We start from the raw sequence: 20,263 nt of genomic DNA, 5'->3' as shown, positions 1-20,263 counted from the left end.
TCTCAAAGATTCGTTACAGCAAAGCGATACGCTTGTACAGCAACAGCAGGTAGCTTGTTTCCAACGTTCCGCTTTTCCTGTTCTAAAAAAACGGACCATTAAAAACAGGAACGCTATCAAATAAAAAATAACCCTGTGGATCGTACCACAGGGTTATTTTTATCAAGGAAATTCTCAGCCACCCAAATATGCCTTACGCACCTTTTCGTCGCGGCTGAGTGTATCTGTCATCCCCGGACATGGAGATGTTGCCGGTTTCCAGTACATAGGCTCGGTTCGCAATTGCCAGCGCTTTTTTTGCATTTTGTTCCACCAACAATACCGTTACACCCGAGCGGTTGACATCCTGAATGATTTCAAAAATCTCATTTACCAGAAGGGGGGATAGTCCCATCGAAGGTTCGTCCAGCAGCAACATCTTCGGCTTTGCCATCAAAGCGCGGCCGATTGCCAACATCTGCTGCTCTCCTCCGGATAACGTACCCGCAAGCTGCTTACGGCGCTCCTTTAAACGCGGCAGGCGCTGGAATACCGATTCATAGTCCGCATCAATCCCACTTTTGTCGTTGCGAATATATGCCCCCATCTCCAGATTCTCTTGAACCGTCATCTTCGCAAAAATCCGGCGGCCCTCCGGTACCTGTGCCAGTCCAAGGCGAATAATTTTATGTGGGTCTGTGGTGCGCAGATTATGATCGCAGAAGGTGATCTCTCCCGACTTCGCTTTTACCAAGCCGCAGATGGCGTGTAGCGTTGTTGTCTTTCCGGCGCCATTTGCGCCGATCAATGTGACAATCTCCCCCTCGTTCACTTCAAACGAAATGCCCTTGATCGCGTGAATCGAACCATAGTAAACCTGCAAATCCTTCACAGAAAGCATAGCCATGTTTATTCCCCTCCCAGATAGGCCGTAATGACGCGCGGGTTATTCCGGATTTCCTCTGCATTTCCCTCTGCAATCACCTTGCCATAATCCAGCACATAGATGCGCTCGCAGATGCCCATCACGAAGTTCATGTCATGTTCGATCAACAATATTGCGATCTCAAAGCGGTCGCGAATCAGGCGGATGGTCTCCATGAGTTCCTTGGTCTCTGTTGGATTCATCCCCGCAGCGGGTTCGTCGAGTAGCAAAATCTTCGGGTTGGTTGCCAACGCACGGGCAATCTCCAATTTTCGCTGCTGTCCATAGGGCAGATTTTTTGCCAAATCCTCTGCTTTTTCGTCCAAGTGGAATACCTGCAACAGCTCATGTGCCCTCTGATCGATCTGCTGCTCTTCCCGGCGGTATCCCGGCGTGCGGAAGATTCCCGATAAGACAGAGTATTTCATCTGGAAATTCATCGCAATCTTGACATTATCGATGACCGAAATGTCCTTAAACAACCGAATGTTTTGGAATGTACGAGAAATACCGCCTTGGGTGATCTGGTACGTTTTCTTACCAACAATATTTTGATTTTCCAGCGTGATCGTTCCCTCTGTGGGCACATAAACATCTGTTCAACAGATTGAACACCGTTGTTTTTCCTGCGCCATTGGGACCAATCAGGCCGATAATCTCCTTTTCCCCAATGGTAAACTGAACATCCTGAAGCGCACGAAGGCCACCAAAGGCGATTCCCAGATTCTTTACTTCCAATACGGCCATCGCTTACGCCTCCTTCTTTGATTCCGCCTTTTTCCCGCGGAACTTATTCAAAATTTTGGTTAAAGAAAATTCGTGCTGTCCCAGCAGGCCAGAAGGCTTGAACAACATGACGCAGATTAAAATAATGGAATAGATCAACATTCGATACTCAGAGAACCCACGCAGGAGTTCCGGCAGCAAAGTCAGAACAATTGCAGCCACCACGGAACCGGTGATTGACCCCATGCCGCCCAAAACAACCATAATCAGAATTTCCACCGAATAGTTAAAGTCAAACTTACTGGGGTCCAAAACGCCGATGTGATGCGCATAAAGTCCACCGGCAATTCCAGCAAAAAACGCCGCCAAAACAAAGGCGAGCAACTTATAGTAGGTGGTGTGAATCCCCGCGGCTTCCGCTGCAATCTCATCCTCGCGGATAGCGATCACAGCGCGTCCATGGCGCGAATGAATAAATGCGAAAATAACCGCCACGGTCAAAATTGCAACGATGAACACATAAGTAAAGGTCGTCAAAAGAGGAATCCCGGACAAGCCCGCCGCGCCGCCTGTAAATGGCGTGGCTAGGATCAATACACGAATGATCTCACCAAAACCCAGCGTCAAAATAGCCAGGTAGTCCCCCTTTAAGCGCAACGCAGGCACACCAATGATGACCCCAAACGCCGCTGCCACAATGCCGCCGATCAACAGCGCCAACGGAAAGCTTGCCATCGTCGGCAGTCCAGAATCATGGTGAACAGCGCGGCTGCATACGCCCCCACACTCATAAAGCCTGCATGTCCCAAAACCAGCTGGCCCAAAAAACCGGTCGCAAGGTTCAAGCTGACGGCCAAAATGACATTGATACACACCATCGTCAAAATACCAGAGTAATACGGATTGATGATGTTGGCTTGAATCAACACAGACAGTATCACGTAAAGCGCCAGCACCAAGATCAAGATGATGACATTGGAAAGCCATTTTTTCTGTTTCATGATGCCGCCTCCTTACACTTTTTCTCGGACATTTTTTCCGAGAAGGCCCGCTGGCTTAATCAGCAGGACCAAAATCAAAATACCGAATACGACGGCATCTGTAATCTGTCAGCCGCCGCAGCCGTTGTCAAGCTCTCTGCAACACCGAGGATATAGCCGCCAAGCATCGCGCCCGGAATGCTGCCAATTCCCCCTAGAACAGCGGCAACAAACGCCTTCAAGCCTAACATGCCGCCCATATACGGTGTAATCTGATGAAATGTATTGCAGTAAAGCACAGCACCTACTGCTGCCAACGCAGACCCCACCCCAAACGTAATTGCAATGGTGGAATTCGTGTTAATTCCCATCAATTTTGCCGCGCCTGCATCTTCGCTGGTCGCGCGCATCGCCTTGCCCATCTTGGTCTTATTCACCAAAAGTTGCAGGGCAATCATCATCACTACAGAAGTACCGATATTCAGTAGGGTATTCGAGCTGATTTGTAAGGTTCCCAGTTCCAACATCGTGTTTGGGAACATTGCTGGCATAGACTTCGCACTGGAAGAAAACAGCAATTGCGAAAGATTCTGCAAGAAGATGCTGACGCCAATCGCCGTAATCAACAGAGAAATTCGCGGGGCCCCCATCTTCAACAACCGGCTATATGCCAATTTTTCAATCAGCACGCCAGCCAGCCCGCAGAATAAAATGGAAATTAAAACCGCGGCCCAAAGCGGTACCCCTGCCATCACCAGGCCGACATATGTAACATATGCGCCCACCATGATGATGTCGCCGTGTGCAAAGTTGATAAGCTGGACAATGCCATATACCATACTGTATCCTAGTGCGACTAGGGCATAAATGCTGCCGATACCCAAACCATTGAGCACCTGTGCCAAAATATCCATGGCTGCCCCTCCCTCAATTTATTTCTGGTTTATTTGGAATAACCGGAAAGAGGGTGACCGCAATCGCCCTCTTTCCCATTTCATGACATTCTGTTTTACAAATTGTATAAACTCGTCGAATAATTATTTCTCGTAGAATTCGATAAACTGGTATTCGCCATTTTCGATCTGCGTAATCGCCGCACTCTTGACCGGATTGCGGTTTTCGTCAAAGGTCATATGGCCGGTCAGACCGGTAAAATCGATTCCTGCCAATGCTTCTGTAACTGCTGCAGAATCCGTAGATCCTGCCTCAGTGATCGCCTGAGCGAGCATCTTCATCGCATCATATCCCAAGACCGAAAACTGGCTTGCATCCATCCCATAAGTTTCTTTGTACTTCTCCAAGAAGGCCTGCATATTCGGGTCGTCGCTCTGAGCCGAATACTGGCTACAGAAATATGCGCCATTCACCGCATCCATATTGCTGGCGTCCACCTGGCCAGTTACACCATCCCAGCCGTCAGCACCCAAGAACTGAGCTTCAATCCCCAACTCCTTGGCCTGAACCGCAATCAATGCCACATCCTGATAATAGACCGGCAGGAAAATAACATCCGGATTCTTGCTTTTGATGTTGGTTAACTGTGCCTTAAAGTCGACTGTTCCCTTGCCATAGCCTTCAACCTGAACCACTTCGATGCCGAGATCCTTCGAAGCTGCTTCAAACGCCTCATACAGGCCCTTAGAATAGTCGTCAGAAATGTTATAAATGATTGCCGCAGTCTTCTTTTCAAGCTTCTTGGAAGCATAAGAAGCCATCAATTCCCCCTGGAACGGGTCAATAAAACAAGCGCGGAAAATGTTATCGCCAGTCTCGGTGATATTTTCTGCTGTACCGGTGGCTGTAATCATCGGAATCTTATCCTTTGCAGCCTGCTGTGCAACCGCCAAAGTCGGCTTAGAAGTAACGTCGCCGATCACCGCCACAACCTTGTCGCTCTGTACCAACTTATTGTAGGCATTGACCGCCTCTGTTGCATCGCCCTTTTCATCGTATACAATGTAGTCGATCTGTTTACCAAGCACACCGCCGTCTGCATTGATCTCCTCAACTGCCAACTTAATTCCATTGTCAACTGCCACACCATAGACAGAAACATCGCCTGTCAGAGGTGCCAAACCACCGATCTTAATCGTATCTCCTGTTGCACCGTTGCCGGTGTTTCCATCGTTCTGCGCCGCATTATCTCCGCCGCAACCGACCATTGCAGTCATCAACATGGCTGCCGCCAAAACCATTGCCAAAAAACGCTTTTTCATCATTCTGAACCCCCATTTCAAATTTGGATCAAACCCCTCGCATCAAAACCCGCGAATATGAAAACAGCCGGGTGGCCTTACCGAAAAGGATTTCAGCGTACGCGATTGCGTACCGCGCAGGACTTGGCTGCGGGTGATCAACCCTATTCGGCGTGAAAGAGGTCACGCGGCGCTGTGTTCGATCCGTTCACATACAGTTCATTATTGTGATTATACTACGCAGGTCTGCCTTTTGCAATATCAAAATGGATAGGATTCGTGCTTTTGTACGAGAATTGGCCATTTACCCAATTCGTCCAGCTCTCTTATAAAATATTGCGGGTAAAATTGCAACATTTCTGTATTTTCTTGCAAGAAAGCCTTTTAGATTTTTCTTCCAATGTTGGCACGCGCAGAATCCATCAAAGGATAAATCAAAACCACCCGTTGAATGGATAGCTTGAACAGGATCTATAAAGTTTATCTCTTGTGGTAGTCCTCTGAAGAGGGCATTAAACCATTATTCAATCCCATTTTTTCACTGCAAGCTCCTTATCAGGGGCTATATCTTTTATTACTCTAAAACGCGCTGCTTTTCTTTAGGTTTCAGCTAACGCTGGAACCTATTTTTTTACTCAAATATTCTTTCATGGAGGTGTCCCAAAAGGCATGAAACGACTGAAAACTCTCTTCGTTTTTTTAGAACCTCAGGTTTTTTCCAGACAGAAAGAGGCCTCCCCTTTCTGTCACCTTTCGGAAGGGTGAGTCGCGACTTCATCCTTCCAGAAATCTGCAAACGATGTCTCTTTTTATCCTCTATTCAATTTGCGAAACTTATTCCATCTTATCCCTATGAATCGAAAAATTCGTGGTTTTGGGACGCCGCCTTTTATCATGCCTATTCGGCGCCAAGTAAAAGAGCGCCCCGCTACGCGAGACGCTCTTTTGTTGGTCTTTTCAGGCGGAAAATAGCCTTATTCCGCAGTCTTGGTGCAATACATAAAGAACTTGTAGCCCAACGGGGAATCCCAATAGCCTTCCAGGTTCGGCTTCTTCATGTAGGTGTCTGCATAGTAGTAGAGCGGTGCACCGGGCATCTCTTCTGCCCAGAGATCCTCTGCCTGATGCAGGATTTCGAAGCGCTTCTCAGAATCGGACTCAGCCTTTGCCTGATCGATCAAAGCATCGAACTCAGCGTTCTTCCAATGGCAGTCGTTGTTGCCATTATCGCTCTTGAAGATCTCAAGGAAGGTCAGCGGATCGTCGTAGTCTGCAATCCAGCCATCGCGAGCGACCTCAAAGGTGCCTGCCGGACGGGTTGCAAGGAATACGTTCCATTCCTGCTGTGCAATCTTGCACTCGATGCCAAGCTCTTCTTTCCACATGTTCTGAAGGGCCTCTGCAACACCCAAGTGCAGGGTTGCTGTGTTGGTGGTATACTCAAAGGTCGGGAAGCCTTCGCCATTCGGATAACCTGCCTCTGCCAGCAACTGCTTTGCTTCCTCAACATTCTTCTCATAGTCTTCAGGCTTCACGGAGAAATAATCGCCGCCAACCTCACGGAAAGTGGAATCTCCTTCGGTAACCTTTGCAGCAACGATCGCGCCTGCCGGAACTTCGCCCTGCTTCGAAACGGTCTCGACAATGTAGTTACGGTCGATCGCCAAGGTCAAAGCCTTTCTGACTCTCGGATTGTTGAAGGGTTCTTTCTCGGTCTGGAATGCGAGATAATAAGTACCAATTTCATTGATGGTACCAAAGTCCTCGCGCTCCTTCAGAGCATCGAGCTCGTCGATCGGCAGCTGGAACACATAGTCAAGCTCGCCATTGTCATAAGCAGCCATCTTTGCATTGTCGTCCTCCAACAGAACGAACTTCAGGGTGCTATCGGTGACTTTATCCGCATCATAGTAATACGGGTTCTTTACATATGTGATGCTTTCTTTGTGGCTCCAATTGGTCAGCATCATCGGGCCATTGCCAATGAATGTGGAAGCATCCTGGGTCGCAACCATCGTTGCCATCGACCACATCCTTGCGAACCGGATAGTAAACCGGGAACGCCAGGAGCTTGTCAAAATACGGGCAAGGAGCAGCCAGTTTGACCGTCATGTGTGTGTCGTCAACCTTTGTGACGCCCAATGTGGACGGATTGGCATTGCCCTGATAAACATCGGCACCGCCTTCGATCACGTCAAACAGGTTTGCATAGTCGGAAGCAGTTTCCGGAGAAGCTGCGCGCTGCCAGGAATAAATAAAGTCATCAACCGTGACAGGTTCGCCGTCGGACCACTTGATGTCGTCGCGCAGAGTGATGTCCCAAGTCAGGCCGTCATCGCTGGACTTCGACCTTCTCCGCCTGTCCGGGGATGGTATTGCCGTTTTCATCAAACTTATAGATGCCTTCGAATGCATGGATTGCATAGCAAGCGCCGTCCACCGACTTGTTGAGCGCCGGGTCCAAGGTCTCCGGTTCTGGACCGATACAGACCGAAATTTCAGGAGCGCTTGTACTGCCTTCGGGCTGGTTTGCATCCGGAGTAGACCCCGTGTCCCCCCCGCTGCCGCAGCCAACGAAGGTTGTAGCCAGCATGGCTACTGCCAGGATGGTTGCAAGTATCTTCTTCATTAATAAATCCCTCCAGTTTTAAAATTGGATAAATCTATTTTAATCCGCTAAAATGCGAATTAAAAGACCAAGAACTACTGGAATTCTTTAAAAAACCGATCGGTATTTTATCAAACCTCACCAATTCTATGACACGCTGCATAATGTCCGCCGCCGTAATCTTTAAATTCAGGAACTTCTGCTGCACAACGCTCTGTCGCATAAGGACAGCGGGTGCGGAAACGGCAGCCGGACGGCGGATTGACCGGACTGGGAACATCGCCCTCCAAAACAATGCGCTTCTTTGCACGGCTGGCCTTTGGGTCCGGAATCGGAATTGCAGAAAGCAGCGAGCGCGTATAGGGATGAATCGGATTCTTATAAAGCTCTGCACTCTCCGCAAGCTCGACCAGCTTTCCAAGATACATCACACCAATGCGATTGCTGATATGCTTGACAATTGCAAGGTCATGGGCGATAAACAGATAAGTTAATCCCAATTCCTGCTGCAAATCCTCAAACATATTGACAACCTGCGCCTGAATAGAAACGTCCAGTGCAGAAATCGGCTCGTCGCAGACAATAAACTCCGGGTTGACAGCCAGTGCGCGCGCAATGCCGATTCGCTGCCTCTGTCCACCGGAAAATTCATGTGGATAGCGGTTGGCATGCTCAGAGTTGAGGCCAACCCGCTCTAGCAACGCCAAAATCATATCATGGCGTTCCTGTTTGCTATTGGCGAGCTTGTGAATATCGATCGGTTCGCCGACAATATCGCCAACCGTCATACGCGCATCCAAGGAAGCATACGGGTCCTGAAAAACAATCTGCATCTTCTTGCGGTATGGGGCAAAATCCACGTGAGTGATGTCTTCACCTTTATAAATGATTTTTCCATCCGTTGGCTCATACAAGCGTAAAATGGTGCGGCCCGTCGTCGTTTTCCCACAGCCGGATTCTCCTACCAAGCCAAAGGTTTCCCCTTTATTGATGTGGAAATTGACATCGTCCACCGCCTGCACGTAGGTTTTGTGGAACAACTTGCCCTTAACGGGAAAATACTGCTGGAGGTGCTGTACCTCCAATAGCTTTTCACTCATTGCTCTTTCCCCCTTCGGCTTTTGCTTTTTCCATCTGCTCCTTCTGAATCAACCAGCAGGCACTGACATGGCCCTCCGAAATCTCTGTATAAGGGGGCATCTCTCGCAGACAGATCTTCATGCACTTATCACAGCGCGATGCAAAGGGACATCCCGCCGGAGGATTGAGCAAGTCAACCGGTGTGCCTTCAATTGGCACCAAACGCTCATGTTCGTCCTCATTGATCTTTGGAATGGACTTGAGCAGGCCAAGCGTGTAACAATGCTTCGGATGATAAAAAATATCGTCCGTTGATCCGATCTCAACAATTTTACCGGCATACATGACCGCAATGCGGTCACAGACATCTGAAACGACGCCCAAATCGTGGGTAATGATAATGACGGACATATTGATTTTCTTCTTAAGTTCAACCATTAGGTCCAAAATCTGCGCCTGAATGGTCACATCCAAAGCAGTTGTCGGCTCGTCCGCAATCAATAACTTTGGCTCGCAGGCAAGCGCCATTGCGATCATCACCCTCTGACGCATGCCGCCGGAAAACTCATGTGGATACTGCCTCATACGCTTTTCCGGTTCGTTCATACCGACTAAGCCCAGCAATTCCACCGCGCGGTCCCAGCATTCCTTTTTGGTTTTTGTTGTATGAAGACGAAGCATCTCCATCAGCTGGTTTCCAATGGTATACACAGGGTTCAACGAGGTCATCGGGTCCTGGAAAATGATGCTGATTTCGCTTCCGCGCATCTTACGGAATTCCTTTTCCGTCATTTTTTCCACATGGTCGTGACCATTGAATGCAATGGTTCCCCCCACGATCTTGCCCGGTTCCGCGATAATTCCCATCAAGGAATAGGCAGAAACGCTTTTTCCGCTTCCGGATTCTCCAACGATTCCAAGCACCTCGCCGTGCTTCATGCTATAGGTTACGCTTGTAACGGCTTTTACCTCGCCAGCGGGGGTGAAAAAGGAAACATGGAGATCTTCTATATTGAGTAAGGTATCTGTATTCATCTTAAAATCTCCTATTTCTTCAGCTTCGGGTCGAATGCGTCGCGCAGGCCATCACCAAACAGGTTAAATGCCAAAATAATAATACTGATGGCAGCGGCCGGAATAAACAATCGGTATGGATACGAATTGATACTGTTGATCGCATCCGATGCAAGGGAACCAAGACTTGCCATAGGAGCCGCAACGCCGAGTCCCAGGAAGCTCAAGAAGGCTTCTGTAAAAATCGCAGAAGGAATTTGCAGTGTAGCCGTTACAATCAAGGTACCAATGCAGTTCGGGAGCAGATGTTTACGGATGATTCTGCCATTCGAAGCCCCCAGCGCTTTTGCCGCCGTGACGAACTCCTGCTCCTTTAAGGTCATCACCTGGCCACGAACGATACGGGCCATACTTACCCAGTACAGCAAACTAAACGTGATAAAAATACTAATTAAACCGACGCCCACACGGTTAAGTCCATCAAAAACGGGACTGCTGTCGAACAATGTCTGTAGTGGGGCTTTTAAAGTAACCTGCAATAGAATGATAATCAAAATATCTGGGACCGAGTAGATGATGTCAACGATACGCATCATAATCAAGTCCACTTTTCCACCGAAATAGCCTGCAACCGAGCCATAGATGGAGCCGATCAGCAAGACCAGAGCGCTTGCCACCAAGCCGACCAAAAGCGAAACTCTGGCGCCTGTCAATACGCGAATCCCCAAGTCGCGGCCAAGCTTGTCTGTGCCAAAGATGTGGGGAATACGCTTTCACCAGAGGCGATCAACGCCTGTTCCTCTTCGGAATACTCCATGGGCCACAGGTTTTCGCTGCCACGGATTTGCTGATCGTATTCATATGGATAAAAGTTTGGCACAATAAACGCACAGATAACGACCAATAGAATGACCACGGCCGCCACCATTGCCACTTTATTTTTGCTAAAACGCTTCAGCGCATCCCTCCAAAAGGTTGTGCTCTCGCGCATAACATCCAATTGTCTCTTTTCTTCGTCGCTCGCCGGGAGAAAATCGTCCGGGTCAAGCTGGAGACTTAACGGGTTCTTTTTCAGCTTAATATCCTCCATTGGAACGTCTCTCCCTTCTTATTTCAGTTTGATTCGTGGGTCCACTATCTTATAGAGGATATCCACAACCACATTCATCAAAACAAGCAATGTCGCCAAGAAAATGGTGGTGCTCATCACCATGGGATAGTCACGCCCGGTGATACAGTTGATAAACTCACGGCCGAGACCAGGAATGTTGTAAATCTTTTCTACAACAAAGCTTCCGGAAACCGTAAACGCCAACAATGGGCCGGCATAAGTGATAATCGGAATAATTGCATTACGCAGTGCGTGTTTAAAAAGCATTTTGAACTTGCTTACGCCTTTCGCACGGGCTGTACGAATATAATCCTGATTCAAGGCATCCAACATACTGGAGCGCATCAGACGCGTAATATAAGCCATTGGATAGAAGGCAAGAGTAAATACCGGGAGAATATAGTGGATGGGGGTTGATAACCCCATGGTAGGCAGCCATTTTAGTTCTACACCAAAAACTTTCATAAGCGTGGTCGCTACAACAAAGCTTGGCACCGCAATCCCCAGCGTGGAAACGACCATAATCAGCTGATCACCCCACTTTCCTCTGCACATCGCAGCAACGGAGCCGAGGCTCACGCCGACTACTAGTGCCACCAAAATGGAAATGCCACCCAGACGGGCAGAGACTGGGAAGGTTGAGAAGATAATGTCGTTTGCCGTTCTTCCCTTTTGTTTCAGAGATACGCCGAGATCGCCCTGCAAAAGCCCGCTCATATAATTGATATACTGTTCGGGCTTCGAGACATTCAGGCCATATTTCTCTTCCAAAGCGGCCTGGGTCGCGGGGGTTACCGCTTTTTCACTCAAAAATGGTCCACCGGGGATCAGGTTCATCAGTGTAAATGTGATGACAGAGATTAAAAAGATAGTCAAAATTGCGTAACCGAGACGCTTACATACGTACTTTGCCAATGCCTGCCACTCCTTAGTCTAAAAGTTTTGCTGCCTTCGTTTTGCATTTCGTCCGATGTGCAAAATGTAAAAAACACATTTTGCGGAAATCGTCCAATTTCCGTCTGCTCTCCCAAACAAAACCGACGATTCAGTACTCTACACCAAAACAACCGGTCGCGCTCCACATTTTCTACAGAAAATCTGTCGAAAAATGGAATAAAATATTAATATTTTATTATTGTAGCACACAAATTTCCATAATTCAATAGGATTTGTTGCTATATAACGATGAATAGGACACCTCCACCCATGGACGTGCCCTATCAATGTTATTTATTATAACAAATTTATATACATAATGCAAGTTCCAATCTTTTTTTTTCATTTTTCCTCTTTTTCTCCAACGTCCTTAACAGAAAATACGGGAATAATCACAGAAAGAATGCCAATCTGTATGCATATTTCTCTCTATTTTATCTCATAGTTGATTCTACTCTTGCAAGTTCTTCGTCATAAAAATGCATAATAGCAATTATTCCCATCTATATCGTTTGTTCTAACTCCTACAAATAACCATGTCTTTTCAGTTTTTTTAGAAAAACATCTCTTTCCAATTTGCATATTTCTACATAATATATACGATATGTATTAAAAATAACAAGAAAAAATTATATTTGTCTGGTCTTTCTTTCCATATTGTTATTTTAGGAAAAGACATATGAAATTCTATATAAAATCTATTATATTGATGCATTATCATGGAAAAGAGTGAGTAAATTGCAAATTATAAACCAACTGTATATAAAAACAAAAAAATACTTTAAGGATTAATTATAAATACGCTTCATGCTCAATAAACTCACGAATCCGTTGTTTTGCCCGGAAGATTCGAATCTGAACATTCTTTTCTGAGATCCCTAAAAGTTCGCTAATCGCCTGATTTGGCAACTCATAATAATACTTCAAAACAATAACATCCTGATAATTGGACCGCAATTTCGGTAAATGGGGAAAGGTCTTCTTTTCCAATTCGCGCAAGATCACATCTTGATTTTCTCCCAACGGATTGAAATTATAGTCCCCAGTCTTTTGCAAAGATTTTGCAGCATTACGCGCTACAATTAAAATCAATGCTTTTAAATTTTCTATAGGTTGTAATCGCAGCCAATCTGCTGCATGCCAGATTCGCTGTTCCGCGCAGAGCACGGCCTCCTCTGTACGAATTTGATCTTCTAAAATTCTTTTTGCCTCTTTGTGTAGGTCGGATTGATAAAAATCCAATATCGCTACAATTTCAGAAGAACTTGATCGATCTTTTTCCTGCTTTGCCGCCATGACTTTATGCATCACCCTAAATCTAGTGTCCTAATTCGCTTTTACAAAACATCAAACCTAACCAGGAATTTCTATACGCAATATCATAAGCCATATAATCTTGATTTTTATATCGCTTAAACATATTATTGCCCAAATTGTTCTGTTCAAAATTCCTCAAATATTATAGCACAAAATGATAATAAATAAGCCCCCAAAAACAATTAGTTTTCGGGGGCTAGTGAAATTTTTTCACTTTTTCTTGTACGTTATAACGGTTGTCTCTCCTGCCGTCACGTCTCCCGTAATACAATCCATACTTTTTAGATCATCAGTTGTTGTAATAATACAGGGAGAAATGGTCTTAAACCCTTTTGCTGCGATGGCCTCAATATCCATATCCATCAATTTATCACCGGCATTTACGTGATCTCCCACCTTTACATGGCAGGTAAAACCTTCCCCATTGAGTTTCACGGTGTCGATCCCCAGGTGTACCAGCACCTCCGTACCATCGTCCGCTTCAATTCCAACCGCATGGAAAGTATGTGCTACCTGGGCAATTGTGCCGGAAATCGGCGCCAACACCGTATTGCTGGTCGGGATAATCGCAATGCCGTCGCCCAAAACCTTGTCAGAAAACACTGGATCGGGCACCTCTGTAATCGGCACGGCTTTTCCCGTCTGTTGTGCTACAATTTTGCTTTCCTTTTTACCAAACAATCCCATGGAATATATACCTCCAATTCTAACGTGGATATTCAGATAGCGCTTTTATAAAGCAAATGGATCTCTTTCGATCATTTCTATAAGTGGCTCTGAAGAAAACGACCGATACCACACACTTCCAAGTATGGCTCTATTTCTTTAGTGTCCCTGAAAAATCGTCTTAAATCCATCTGAAAACAGCAGTCTCCCTGACGACCAGGAGGGAGACTGCTGCCTTTTACATAGTCATTGAAACGAAAAAGCCTGATTACAGATATTTCTTCATCGCTTCAACAAGAGCTTCTGCCTTTGTGCCGACGATAACCTGTGTGACCTGATCGCCAGCCTTCATGACACCGGATGCGCCCAAAGCCTTGATTGCCTTTTCATCAAGGTCTTTATTGCTCTTCAGTACCAGACGAATGCGGGTGATGCAGGACTCGATTTCCTTAATGTTCTCTTTGCCGCCCAGGACATCAACATATTTCTTAGCAAGGCCATCATAGCCCTGGTCCTTTACCAGCTTCGAGAAGCCTTCGGATTCATCATCATCATCATCCTCACGGCCCGGGGTCTTGAGGTTGAATTTCACAATGACAAAACGGAAAACGATGTAGTAAATTACGCCAACTACAATGCCAATTGGGATCAACAGCCACGGATTCTGTGCGAGCGGAACCCAAGAACTGAAGAACAGATCCACAAAACCTGCACTGAAGTTAAAGCCTGCACGGATCGGAAGTGCTGCGATAACCGCCATGGAGATACCAGTCAACACTGCATGAATCACATAAAGAGCAGGAGCAAGGAACATGAAGGAGAACTCCAGAGGCTCCGTTACGCCACTGATAAATGCGCACAGTGCAGCAGAGAACAGGATACCACCAGCAATCTTCTTCTTGCCGGGCTTTGAAGTATGATACATTGCCAAGGCTGCGCCAGGCAGACCGAACATCATTACCGGGAAGAAACCGGACATGTACATACCGGTGACACCAGGAGTACCTGTGCCGCCCCAGAAGTTTGCAATATCGTTGATACCAGCAACATCAAACCAGAACACAGAGTTCAGAGCGTGGTGCAGGCCGACCGGAATCAACAATCTGTTGAAGAAGCCGTAGATACCAGCGCCGATTGCGCCCAAGCTGATGATAGCCTCGCCGAAAGAAACCAGAGCATTGTAAACCACCGGCCAGACAAAGAAGAAGATCAAGCCGACTACAACGCTGACAAGCGCAGTAACAATTGCAACCGAACGTTTGCCACTAAAGAAGGACAACGCCTCCGGCAACTTCGTATTCTTAAAACGATTGTAGCAAAGTGCGCCAACAACGCCGCAGATGATACCGATAAACTGGTTGTTTGCCTTGGAGAAAGCTGCGTCAGCTTCCGCCCCGGTCAGAACTGCTACGATGCTGGGGTTCAAAATCTGCTGGACCATCAACCAAGATACCAGGCCAGCAAGTGCAGATGTACCTTCATGGTCGTCGCTCAAACCGATTGCAACACCGATTGCAAACAGAATGGGCATGTTGTCGATAATTGCTCCACCAGCTTTAACCAAGAAGAAAGCAATGACATTCGGGTCTCCCAGCCCGGACATAACATTGGAATCGATCATGTAACCGATTCCCATCAAGATACCTGCTACAGGCAAGCAGGCAACTGGAAGCATCAAAGCTTTTCCAAGCTTTTGAAGCTTTGCAAGGACCTTTTGCATAATTTTACCTCCTCGAAAAAATTAATTCATACAAACCGGGTCCCTTTCCCGGTTTCTACCTTAATCAAGCTGCTGCACTGTTCGGCGCAGCTCCAAGACCATGCCTGGGGTCACAGAAAGCTCATTGATCCCAATATCCATATAGAATTTCGTCAGTTCGGTATCTCCCGCAGACTCACCACAAATACCAATCCAAATACCAGCCTTTTGCGCATTTTCTGCTGCAATTTGAATCATGCGAAGAACAGCCGGATGGCGTGGATCATACATGGAAGAAATCTGTGGATTCATACGATCCACTGCAAGGGTATACTGCGTCAAATCATTTGTACCGACGCTGAAGAAGTCCACCTCTTTCGCCAATAAATCGCTCAAAATAACAGAAGCCGGTGTCTCAATCATAATGCCAATTTCAAAATCTGGCGCAAAGGCAATCCCTTCTGCCTTTAAGTCGGCTTTTACCTTTTCCAGTAAATCCTTGATCTCCTGAACCTGCTCGACAGAAGTAATCATAGGGAACATAATTGCAAGCTTTCCAAAAGCAGAAGCCCGAACCAAAGCCCGTAGCTGTGTAATGAAGAGTTCCTTTCGATCCAGACTGATTCTGTATTGCACGGTAACCCATCGCAGGGTTTTCCTCTTTGGGGATGTTTAAATAAGGGACCTGTTTATCCGCACCCAAATCTAAAGTCCGAATAATCACACGCTTGCCGCCCATGCCTTCTAACACACTTTTATAGGCCTCAAACTGCTGTTCCTCAGTCGGAAAATCATCGCTTTCCATATATAGAAATTCACTACGAAACAGGCCGATACCATCCGCATCATTCTCGATGACCATCTCTACATCACTTGGGTGGCCGATGTTTGCATTAATTTCTATCTCTACTCCACTCTTCGTTACAGCTTTTGTACCTTTTAATAGTTGTAAGTCTTTCTGATGTTGTAGGAAAGCATTTCGTTTTTCCTTATACTCTTTCAGGGTATTTTCATCCGGTTCCACAATCACATCGCCAGAAGTTCCATCTACAATGGTTGTCACTCCGTCCTTCAGATGGGTAAATGCATCACACAACCCCACCACCGCAGGAATTCCCATCGTGCGGGCAAGAATTGCAGAATGTGAACTTTTGGAACCCTGCTCTGTAACAAATGCAAGTACCTTAGTTTTGTCCATCTGAACAGTTTCGCTAGGCATCAAATCTGAAGCAGCTACAATCGCTTCCTCTTTTAAACTGTCCAAGCCGCTCTCCAGCGCCGGGTTAAGACAACCGAGCAGCCGCTTGGAAATATCAATGACATCTGCACTCCGTGCACGCATATATTCGTCATCCATTTGGGCAAACATTGTAGAGAACTGTTGCGCAGCTTGCCATACAGCATACTCCGCATTCACTTTTTCATCTTTAATACAATCTTGAATCGCATCAAAGAAATCATCGTCTTGCAACATCATAATGTGGATCTGAAAGATCATTGAGTTCTCTTCGCCCACACGTTTTAGAGCGTCGAGATAAATCTGGTTTAGCGCTGCTTCTGCTTCCTCCTTCGCGGATTCAACACGCTTTAGCTCTGCATCCACGTCAGTGATCGGCTGTTTTACGATTTTATCATCTAACTTCACACAGAGCTTCAGATTACCGATCGCAATGCCATTGGAGGCCGCGATTCCCTTTATAATCTGCATTTCATCACCACTTTCTTCGGCCATCTCTTTTGTTATAGTAACAAACTGTAACTGTGAACATTCTGTTAATGTAGTATTTATATTATAGCTTTTTCAACAAGTTGTCAATATATTTAAAAAAAATCCATACAAGATTGTAAATCTTGTCCACTTCTGTGCAAAACCGGTGACTAATTATTCTATATCAAAGAATAAATACCAAAAAAAGTATTGGACAAATAAATAAGATTGACTGAAATCTACCGTTCGACAATAAATTCATCTTCTATGAATGATTACATCCTACTTATTGTTGTTAGAATTCACAAAACTATGCGGCTACATCAACAAAACGTATATCATAACGTAACACTCTATAAAGCCTTCTCGGAATAATTTCGTCAAAGCCATCTTGATAGATAATACCTCTATCTGAAACGATTACATAAAAAAGCAGCGGCCCGGGTAAATACCCGAACCGCTGCCGCGCAAATACAACTATCGAAAGATTCAAATAGCTATACTTATAAACTTAAATCGTCAATCTCGAAAGATCTTATTTCACGGTAACCGTGCAGACCTTCACGCCATTGACATACACGCCAGTGCTCTGGCCTGCAGAACCGATAGCATAGACTGCGAAATAGTAGTCATTGCCAACGATCTTGCCAGCCTGGGTCTTCAGAACAGCGCCGTTGCCAACCGTGAATGCCGGAGCGGACGGAGCAGTGATCTTGAAGACATAGCGGCTGCCAGCAGTCAGATCAAAGTCAACAGTCGTATCAGAGGTCACAACCGGAGCAGTAACCTTGATGATGAAGAGCTTCACAGCGTTCTGGCCAGGAACCGTAGCATAAACGCCAGCGGTGGTGCCAACTTCGCCAGTAGCCTTGATGGTATAGGTAGCCTGGCCGTTCGCGAACGGAGTCTTCAGAGCGTGAACAGCAACGTTGCCAGTACCAATGGTAACAGGAGCCTCAACCTGAGAGTTCACAACGAAGTCCTTCGTGGAGCCCTGCGGAACCTCAACAATACCGGACAGGTCGCTGGAAACAACAACTTCCGGAATTGCAGTTACGGTGCAAACTGCGGAATCATAATCCTCGAGTGCATCGCCGTCGGAATCAACAACTGTTGCATACAGATCAAAGCTGTTGGAAGTTGCATAAACGTCGTCATACTCCTTAACCTTAATGGTCAGAGTTGCGCCGTCTGCAGTAATCTCGAACACGTCCTTGTCAGCGTCGCTGTAATCCCAAACAACGGAAGCGCCCGCCGGCAGAGAAGTGCTTGCCGGATAGTTAGAAACAGTTACAGTGTCAGAGAAGCCCTTAGCAATGGTAACTTCGCTCTTGTCCAGAGCAACACCTGCGAAGGAAACGCTCTTTACGAGGAAGGAATCAGACTTCGTATCAACAGACTTTCTTTCGAGTGTAAATCCAACACCATCGAAAGCATCGACAGAGCCAACATCCTTAGCTGCTCTATAAGCTACATCACCAACATTAACATTGGAACCAGCAAGTCTGAGCTTTACATCACCGGAAATGCTATCAGTTACATACAGCTTATCAGCGGCAACAACCAATTTACCATCGCCAGAAATGCTTGCAACCTCGACAGTATCTCTGAATTCAATGGAACCGCCATCGGCAATATCCAAGGAATCAATGACAACCGGGCCTTCAACTACAACATTTGTATCTTCGTCGACTGTAACATCCTGAGCGTTCAAAAGGCTCGGCAGCTTACCTTCGAAGCCTTCAAAGGTAACATTACCCTTATAAGCACAATCCAACTTTGCAATACTGACATTGTCACCCTTCAGAGTAATTTCGCCATCATCCTTCAGCAAAACATTTGCCAACTGAACCTGACCATCTTCACTGCTGGAATCAACAGTAATGTTCTGAGCCTCAATTGTGCCAGAAACAACTGTATTGATGTCATCATCTTCCGCATCAATAGTTACACTCTTATCAGTCGTAACATCTCCGCTTACTGTGCCGCCAGTAAGATCAATGTCGCCATCAGCTTCAATAGAAGTTACACGGCCATCGCTTACCGAAACATCCTGTTTAACATCTACGACACCAACAGTACCGCCAGAAATAGCAACCTTTCCACTTGCGTCGGTAATGTCACCAACCTTGGCCTTATCTTCGATGTTTACTTCGTTAGCATTTTTGATTTCGCCAACACTTGCACTGCCAGTAACGGAAACATTTGCATACTTGCCTCCGTTTTCCAGCACTCTAATGTCATAGCCAGACACATTACTGTACAGCATTCATTCCATCAGGAATAGGAGTAATATCTGTGCTGCTACCATCTTTATCGATAGTCGTATTCGCAGTAACATCAATTCTCTTCAGAACGGTTGCAGTAGTTGTATCCTCTGTTTCATTGAATTTCCATTCACCATCAGAGTTCTTACTACCGCCGCTCTTAATGGTAAACTTCAAGGTGCCAGGGCCCTTGCCCTTGTTTGTCATAGTAGTAACGGACTCGCCATCTTCAGCCTTCTCCAACTCAAATCTATTGTTGGTGCTGCCCTCAATGCGAACCGGATCACCTGTCGGCTCACCTTTCTCATCATAGCCATCAACAGTCGTTACCAGCTCATAGGTAGCTCTCAAACCGTCCGTCTTGCTATCCTTTGCCTGAGCTTCCGAAGTTGCCCTATACACACCTACCTCTTTGGTATTGAGATCATTGTAAGAAACTTCCAAATTTGGAATTTCATTACCGGTCTCACCTTCTGGTTCGCCAACAATGCCAACAAACAGAGTACCATTCTTCACTACATTAACAGTAATTTCGATCTGGCCCTTCAATGTGACATCTTTATCGTCGCGGGTAATCTCGCCTTCTGCATAAACCATAATGGTTTCAGTACCAGTCTTATCGGTCTTAACTCTAGCCTTACCATCTTTAACAGAAATCAGGCTATCGCCCTTTGCATGACGGAAAGAAAGATCGTCTTCATCGGTTACTGTAATAGACTCTTCTTTATCCGCAGTCGTCAACTCTACGCCGCCGATAAAATTAATAAGATCAAACTTATAATTGTTTGCGTCATCGGTATCTTTTACCAAAGTGATCTCATCATTATCAGAGTTCACCAGCGACACGCTGCCAGCCTTCTCAGTCTTGGATGCTGCGAAAGCAAAAGTTCCCGAAAAGCTAGACGTAATCAATGCCATTGCGAGCACTGTTGCGAGAGCTTTTTCCTGTAATTTTTCTCATCCTTTTTGTCCTCCTTAAAAATCGTGGTTTGCGTATTTGCGCATGCCTTAAGAGAAATGAACATAATGAACAGGGTAAATAACAGGATAAG

At 46.2% G+C, this 20,263-nt stretch carries 12 protein-coding genes and 6 pseudogenes; all 18 read right to left on the bottom strand.

Annotated features, from left to right (window positions below; genetic code table 11):
- Window positions 1–174: 174 nt before the first annotated feature.
- A pseudogene (locus tag ACGCCZ_RS10470) lies at window positions 175–886 on the bottom strand (ABC transporter ATP-binding protein).
- Window positions 887–888: 2 nt separating this feature from the next.
- Window positions 889–1,651 (bottom strand): annotated as a pseudogene (locus tag ACGCCZ_RS10465) (ABC transporter ATP-binding protein).
- 3 nt (window positions 1,652–1,654) lie between these two features.
- Window positions 1,655–2,631 (bottom strand): annotated as a pseudogene (locus ACGCCZ_RS10460) (branched-chain amino acid ABC transporter permease).
- A 12-nt stretch (window positions 2,632–2,643) separates the two neighbouring features.
- A pseudogene (locus tag ACGCCZ_RS10455) lies at window positions 2,644–3,524 on the bottom strand (branched-chain amino acid ABC transporter permease).
- 123 nt (window positions 3,525–3,647) lie between these two features.
- On the bottom strand, window positions 3,648–4,826 hold the full coding sequence (locus ACGCCZ_RS10450; protein ID WP_085534458.1) for an ABC transporter substrate-binding protein: 1,179 nt from the start codon (window positions 4,824–4,826) through the stop codon (window positions 3,648–3,650).
- A 953-nt stretch (window positions 4,827–5,779) separates the two neighbouring features.
- Complete coding sequence (locus ACGCCZ_RS10445; RefSeq protein WP_411655974.1) at window positions 5,780–6,829, bottom strand: peptide ABC transporter substrate-binding protein; 1,050 nt, start codon at window positions 6,827–6,829, stop codon at window positions 5,780–5,782.
- Complete coding sequence (locus ACGCCZ_RS10440) at window positions 6,711–7,193, bottom strand: ABC transporter substrate-binding protein (protein WP_411655973.1); 483 nt, start codon at window positions 7,191–7,193, stop codon at window positions 6,711–6,713. The genes ACGCCZ_RS10445 and ACGCCZ_RS10440 overlap by 119 nt, the downstream gene beginning before the upstream one ends.
- The gene (locus ACGCCZ_RS10435) at window positions 7,138–7,434 is read right to left on the bottom strand and encodes a hypothetical protein (RefSeq protein ID WP_411655972.1); all 297 of its coding nucleotides are present in this window, start codon (window positions 7,432–7,434) and stop codon (window positions 7,138–7,140) included. Before ACGCCZ_RS10435 ends, ACGCCZ_RS10440 begins: the two co-directional genes overlap by 56 nt.
- A gap of 110 nt (window positions 7,435–7,544) precedes the next feature.
- Window positions 7,545–8,513, bottom strand: coding sequence for an ABC transporter ATP-binding protein (locus ACGCCZ_RS10430; protein WP_054323537.1), 969 nt, complete (start codon window positions 8,511–8,513; stop codon window positions 7,545–7,547).
- On the bottom strand, window positions 8,506–9,528 hold the full coding sequence (locus tag ACGCCZ_RS10425) for an ABC transporter ATP-binding protein (RefSeq protein WP_411655971.1): 1,023 nt from the start codon (window positions 9,526–9,528) through the stop codon (window positions 8,506–8,508). Before ACGCCZ_RS10425 ends, ACGCCZ_RS10430 begins: the two co-directional genes overlap by 8 nt.
- Window positions 9,529–9,539: 11 nt before the next feature.
- Window positions 9,540–10,597 (bottom strand): annotated as a pseudogene (locus ACGCCZ_RS10420) (ABC transporter permease).
- A gap of 18 nt (window positions 10,598–10,615) precedes the next feature.
- The gene (locus ACGCCZ_RS10415; RefSeq protein ID WP_054323535.1) at window positions 10,616–11,533 is read right to left on the bottom strand and encodes an ABC transporter permease; all 918 of its coding nucleotides are present in this window, start codon (window positions 11,531–11,533) and stop codon (window positions 10,616–10,618) included.
- Between the two features lie 813 nt (window positions 11,534–12,346).
- The gene (locus ACGCCZ_RS10410; protein WP_082402116.1) at window positions 12,347–12,862 is read right to left on the bottom strand and encodes an RNA polymerase sigma factor; all 516 of its coding nucleotides are present in this window, start codon (window positions 12,860–12,862) and stop codon (window positions 12,347–12,349) included.
- A 219-nt stretch (window positions 12,863–13,081) separates the two neighbouring features.
- Window positions 13,082–13,558 (bottom strand): PTS sugar transporter subunit IIA, encoded by a 477-nt coding sequence (locus ACGCCZ_RS10405; protein ID WP_054323533.1) that lies wholly within the window; start codon window positions 13,556–13,558, stop codon window positions 13,082–13,084.
- A gap of 247 nt (window positions 13,559–13,805) precedes the next feature.
- On the bottom strand, window positions 13,806–15,257 hold the full coding sequence (gene nagE / locus ACGCCZ_RS10400; protein WP_411655970.1) for an N-acetylglucosamine-specific PTS transporter subunit IIBC: 1,452 nt from the start codon (window positions 15,255–15,257) through the stop codon (window positions 13,806–13,808).
- A 60-nt stretch (window positions 15,258–15,317) separates the two neighbouring features.
- Window positions 15,318–16,944: pseudogene (gene ptsP / locus ACGCCZ_RS10395) on the bottom strand (phosphoenolpyruvate--protein phosphotransferase).
- Between the two features lie 535 nt (window positions 16,945–17,479).
- Window positions 17,480–19,198 carry a hypothetical protein gene (locus ACGCCZ_RS10390; RefSeq protein WP_411655969.1) on the bottom strand — a complete coding sequence of 573 codons (1,719 nt, stop codon included), beginning with the start codon at window positions 19,196–19,198 and terminating at the stop codon, window positions 17,480–17,482.
- A gap of 1 nt (window position 19,199) precedes the next feature.
- Complete coding sequence (locus ACGCCZ_RS10385; protein WP_411655968.1) at window positions 19,200–20,129, bottom strand: hypothetical protein; 930 nt, start codon at window positions 20,127–20,129, stop codon at window positions 19,200–19,202.
- Between the last annotated feature and the right edge of the window lie 134 nt (window positions 20,130–20,263).

The organism is Anaeromassilibacillus sp. SJQ-1 (assembly GCF_046693725.1).
In the GTDB taxonomy this organism is placed as follows: Bacteria; Bacillota; Clostridia; order Oscillospirales; family Acutalibacteraceae; genus Anaeromassilibacillus.
This window is presented reverse-complemented; position numbering and strand designations above follow the sequence as displayed.

Excerpts from the sequence above, each read along its gene's own strand:
- ACGCCZ_RS10450 (WP_085534458.1), bottom strand. The coding sequence starts at position 4,826 with ATGAAAAAGCGTTTTTTGGCAATGGTTTTGGCGGCAGCCATGTTGATG.
- ACGCCZ_RS10410 (WP_082402116.1), bottom strand. The coding sequence starts at position 12,862 with ATGCATAAAGTCATGGCGGCAAAGCAGGAAAAAGATCGATCAAGTTCT.
- nagE (WP_411655970.1), bottom strand. The coding sequence starts at position 15,257 with ATGCAAAAGGTCCTTGCAAAGCTTCAAAAGCTTGGAAAAGCTTTGATG.
- ACGCCZ_RS10440 (WP_411655973.1), bottom strand. The coding sequence starts at position 7,193 with ATGAAAACGGCAATACCATCCCCGGACAGGCGGAGAAGGTCGAAGTCC.
- ACGCCZ_RS10405 (WP_054323533.1), bottom strand. The coding sequence starts at position 13,558 with ATGGGATTGTTTGGTAAAAAGGAAAGCAAAATTGTAGCACAACAGACG.
- ACGCCZ_RS10435 (WP_411655972.1), bottom strand. The coding sequence starts at position 7,434 with ATGAAGAAGATACTTGCAACCATCCTGGCAGTAGCCATGCTGGCTACA.
- ACGCCZ_RS10425 (WP_411655971.1), bottom strand. The coding sequence starts at position 9,528 with ATGAATACAGATACCTTACTCAATATAGAAGATCTCCATGTTTCCTTT.
- ACGCCZ_RS10430 (WP_054323537.1), bottom strand. The coding sequence starts at position 8,513 with ATGAGTGAAAAGCTATTGGAGGTACAGCACCTCCAGCAGTATTTTCCC.
- ACGCCZ_RS10445 (WP_411655974.1), bottom strand. The coding sequence starts at position 6,829 with ATGGCAACGATGGTTGCGACCCAGGATGCTTCCACATTCATTGGCAAT.
- ACGCCZ_RS10385 (WP_411655968.1), bottom strand. The coding sequence starts at position 20,129 with ATGGCATTGATTACGTCTAGCTTTTCGGGAACTTTTGCTTTCGCAGCA.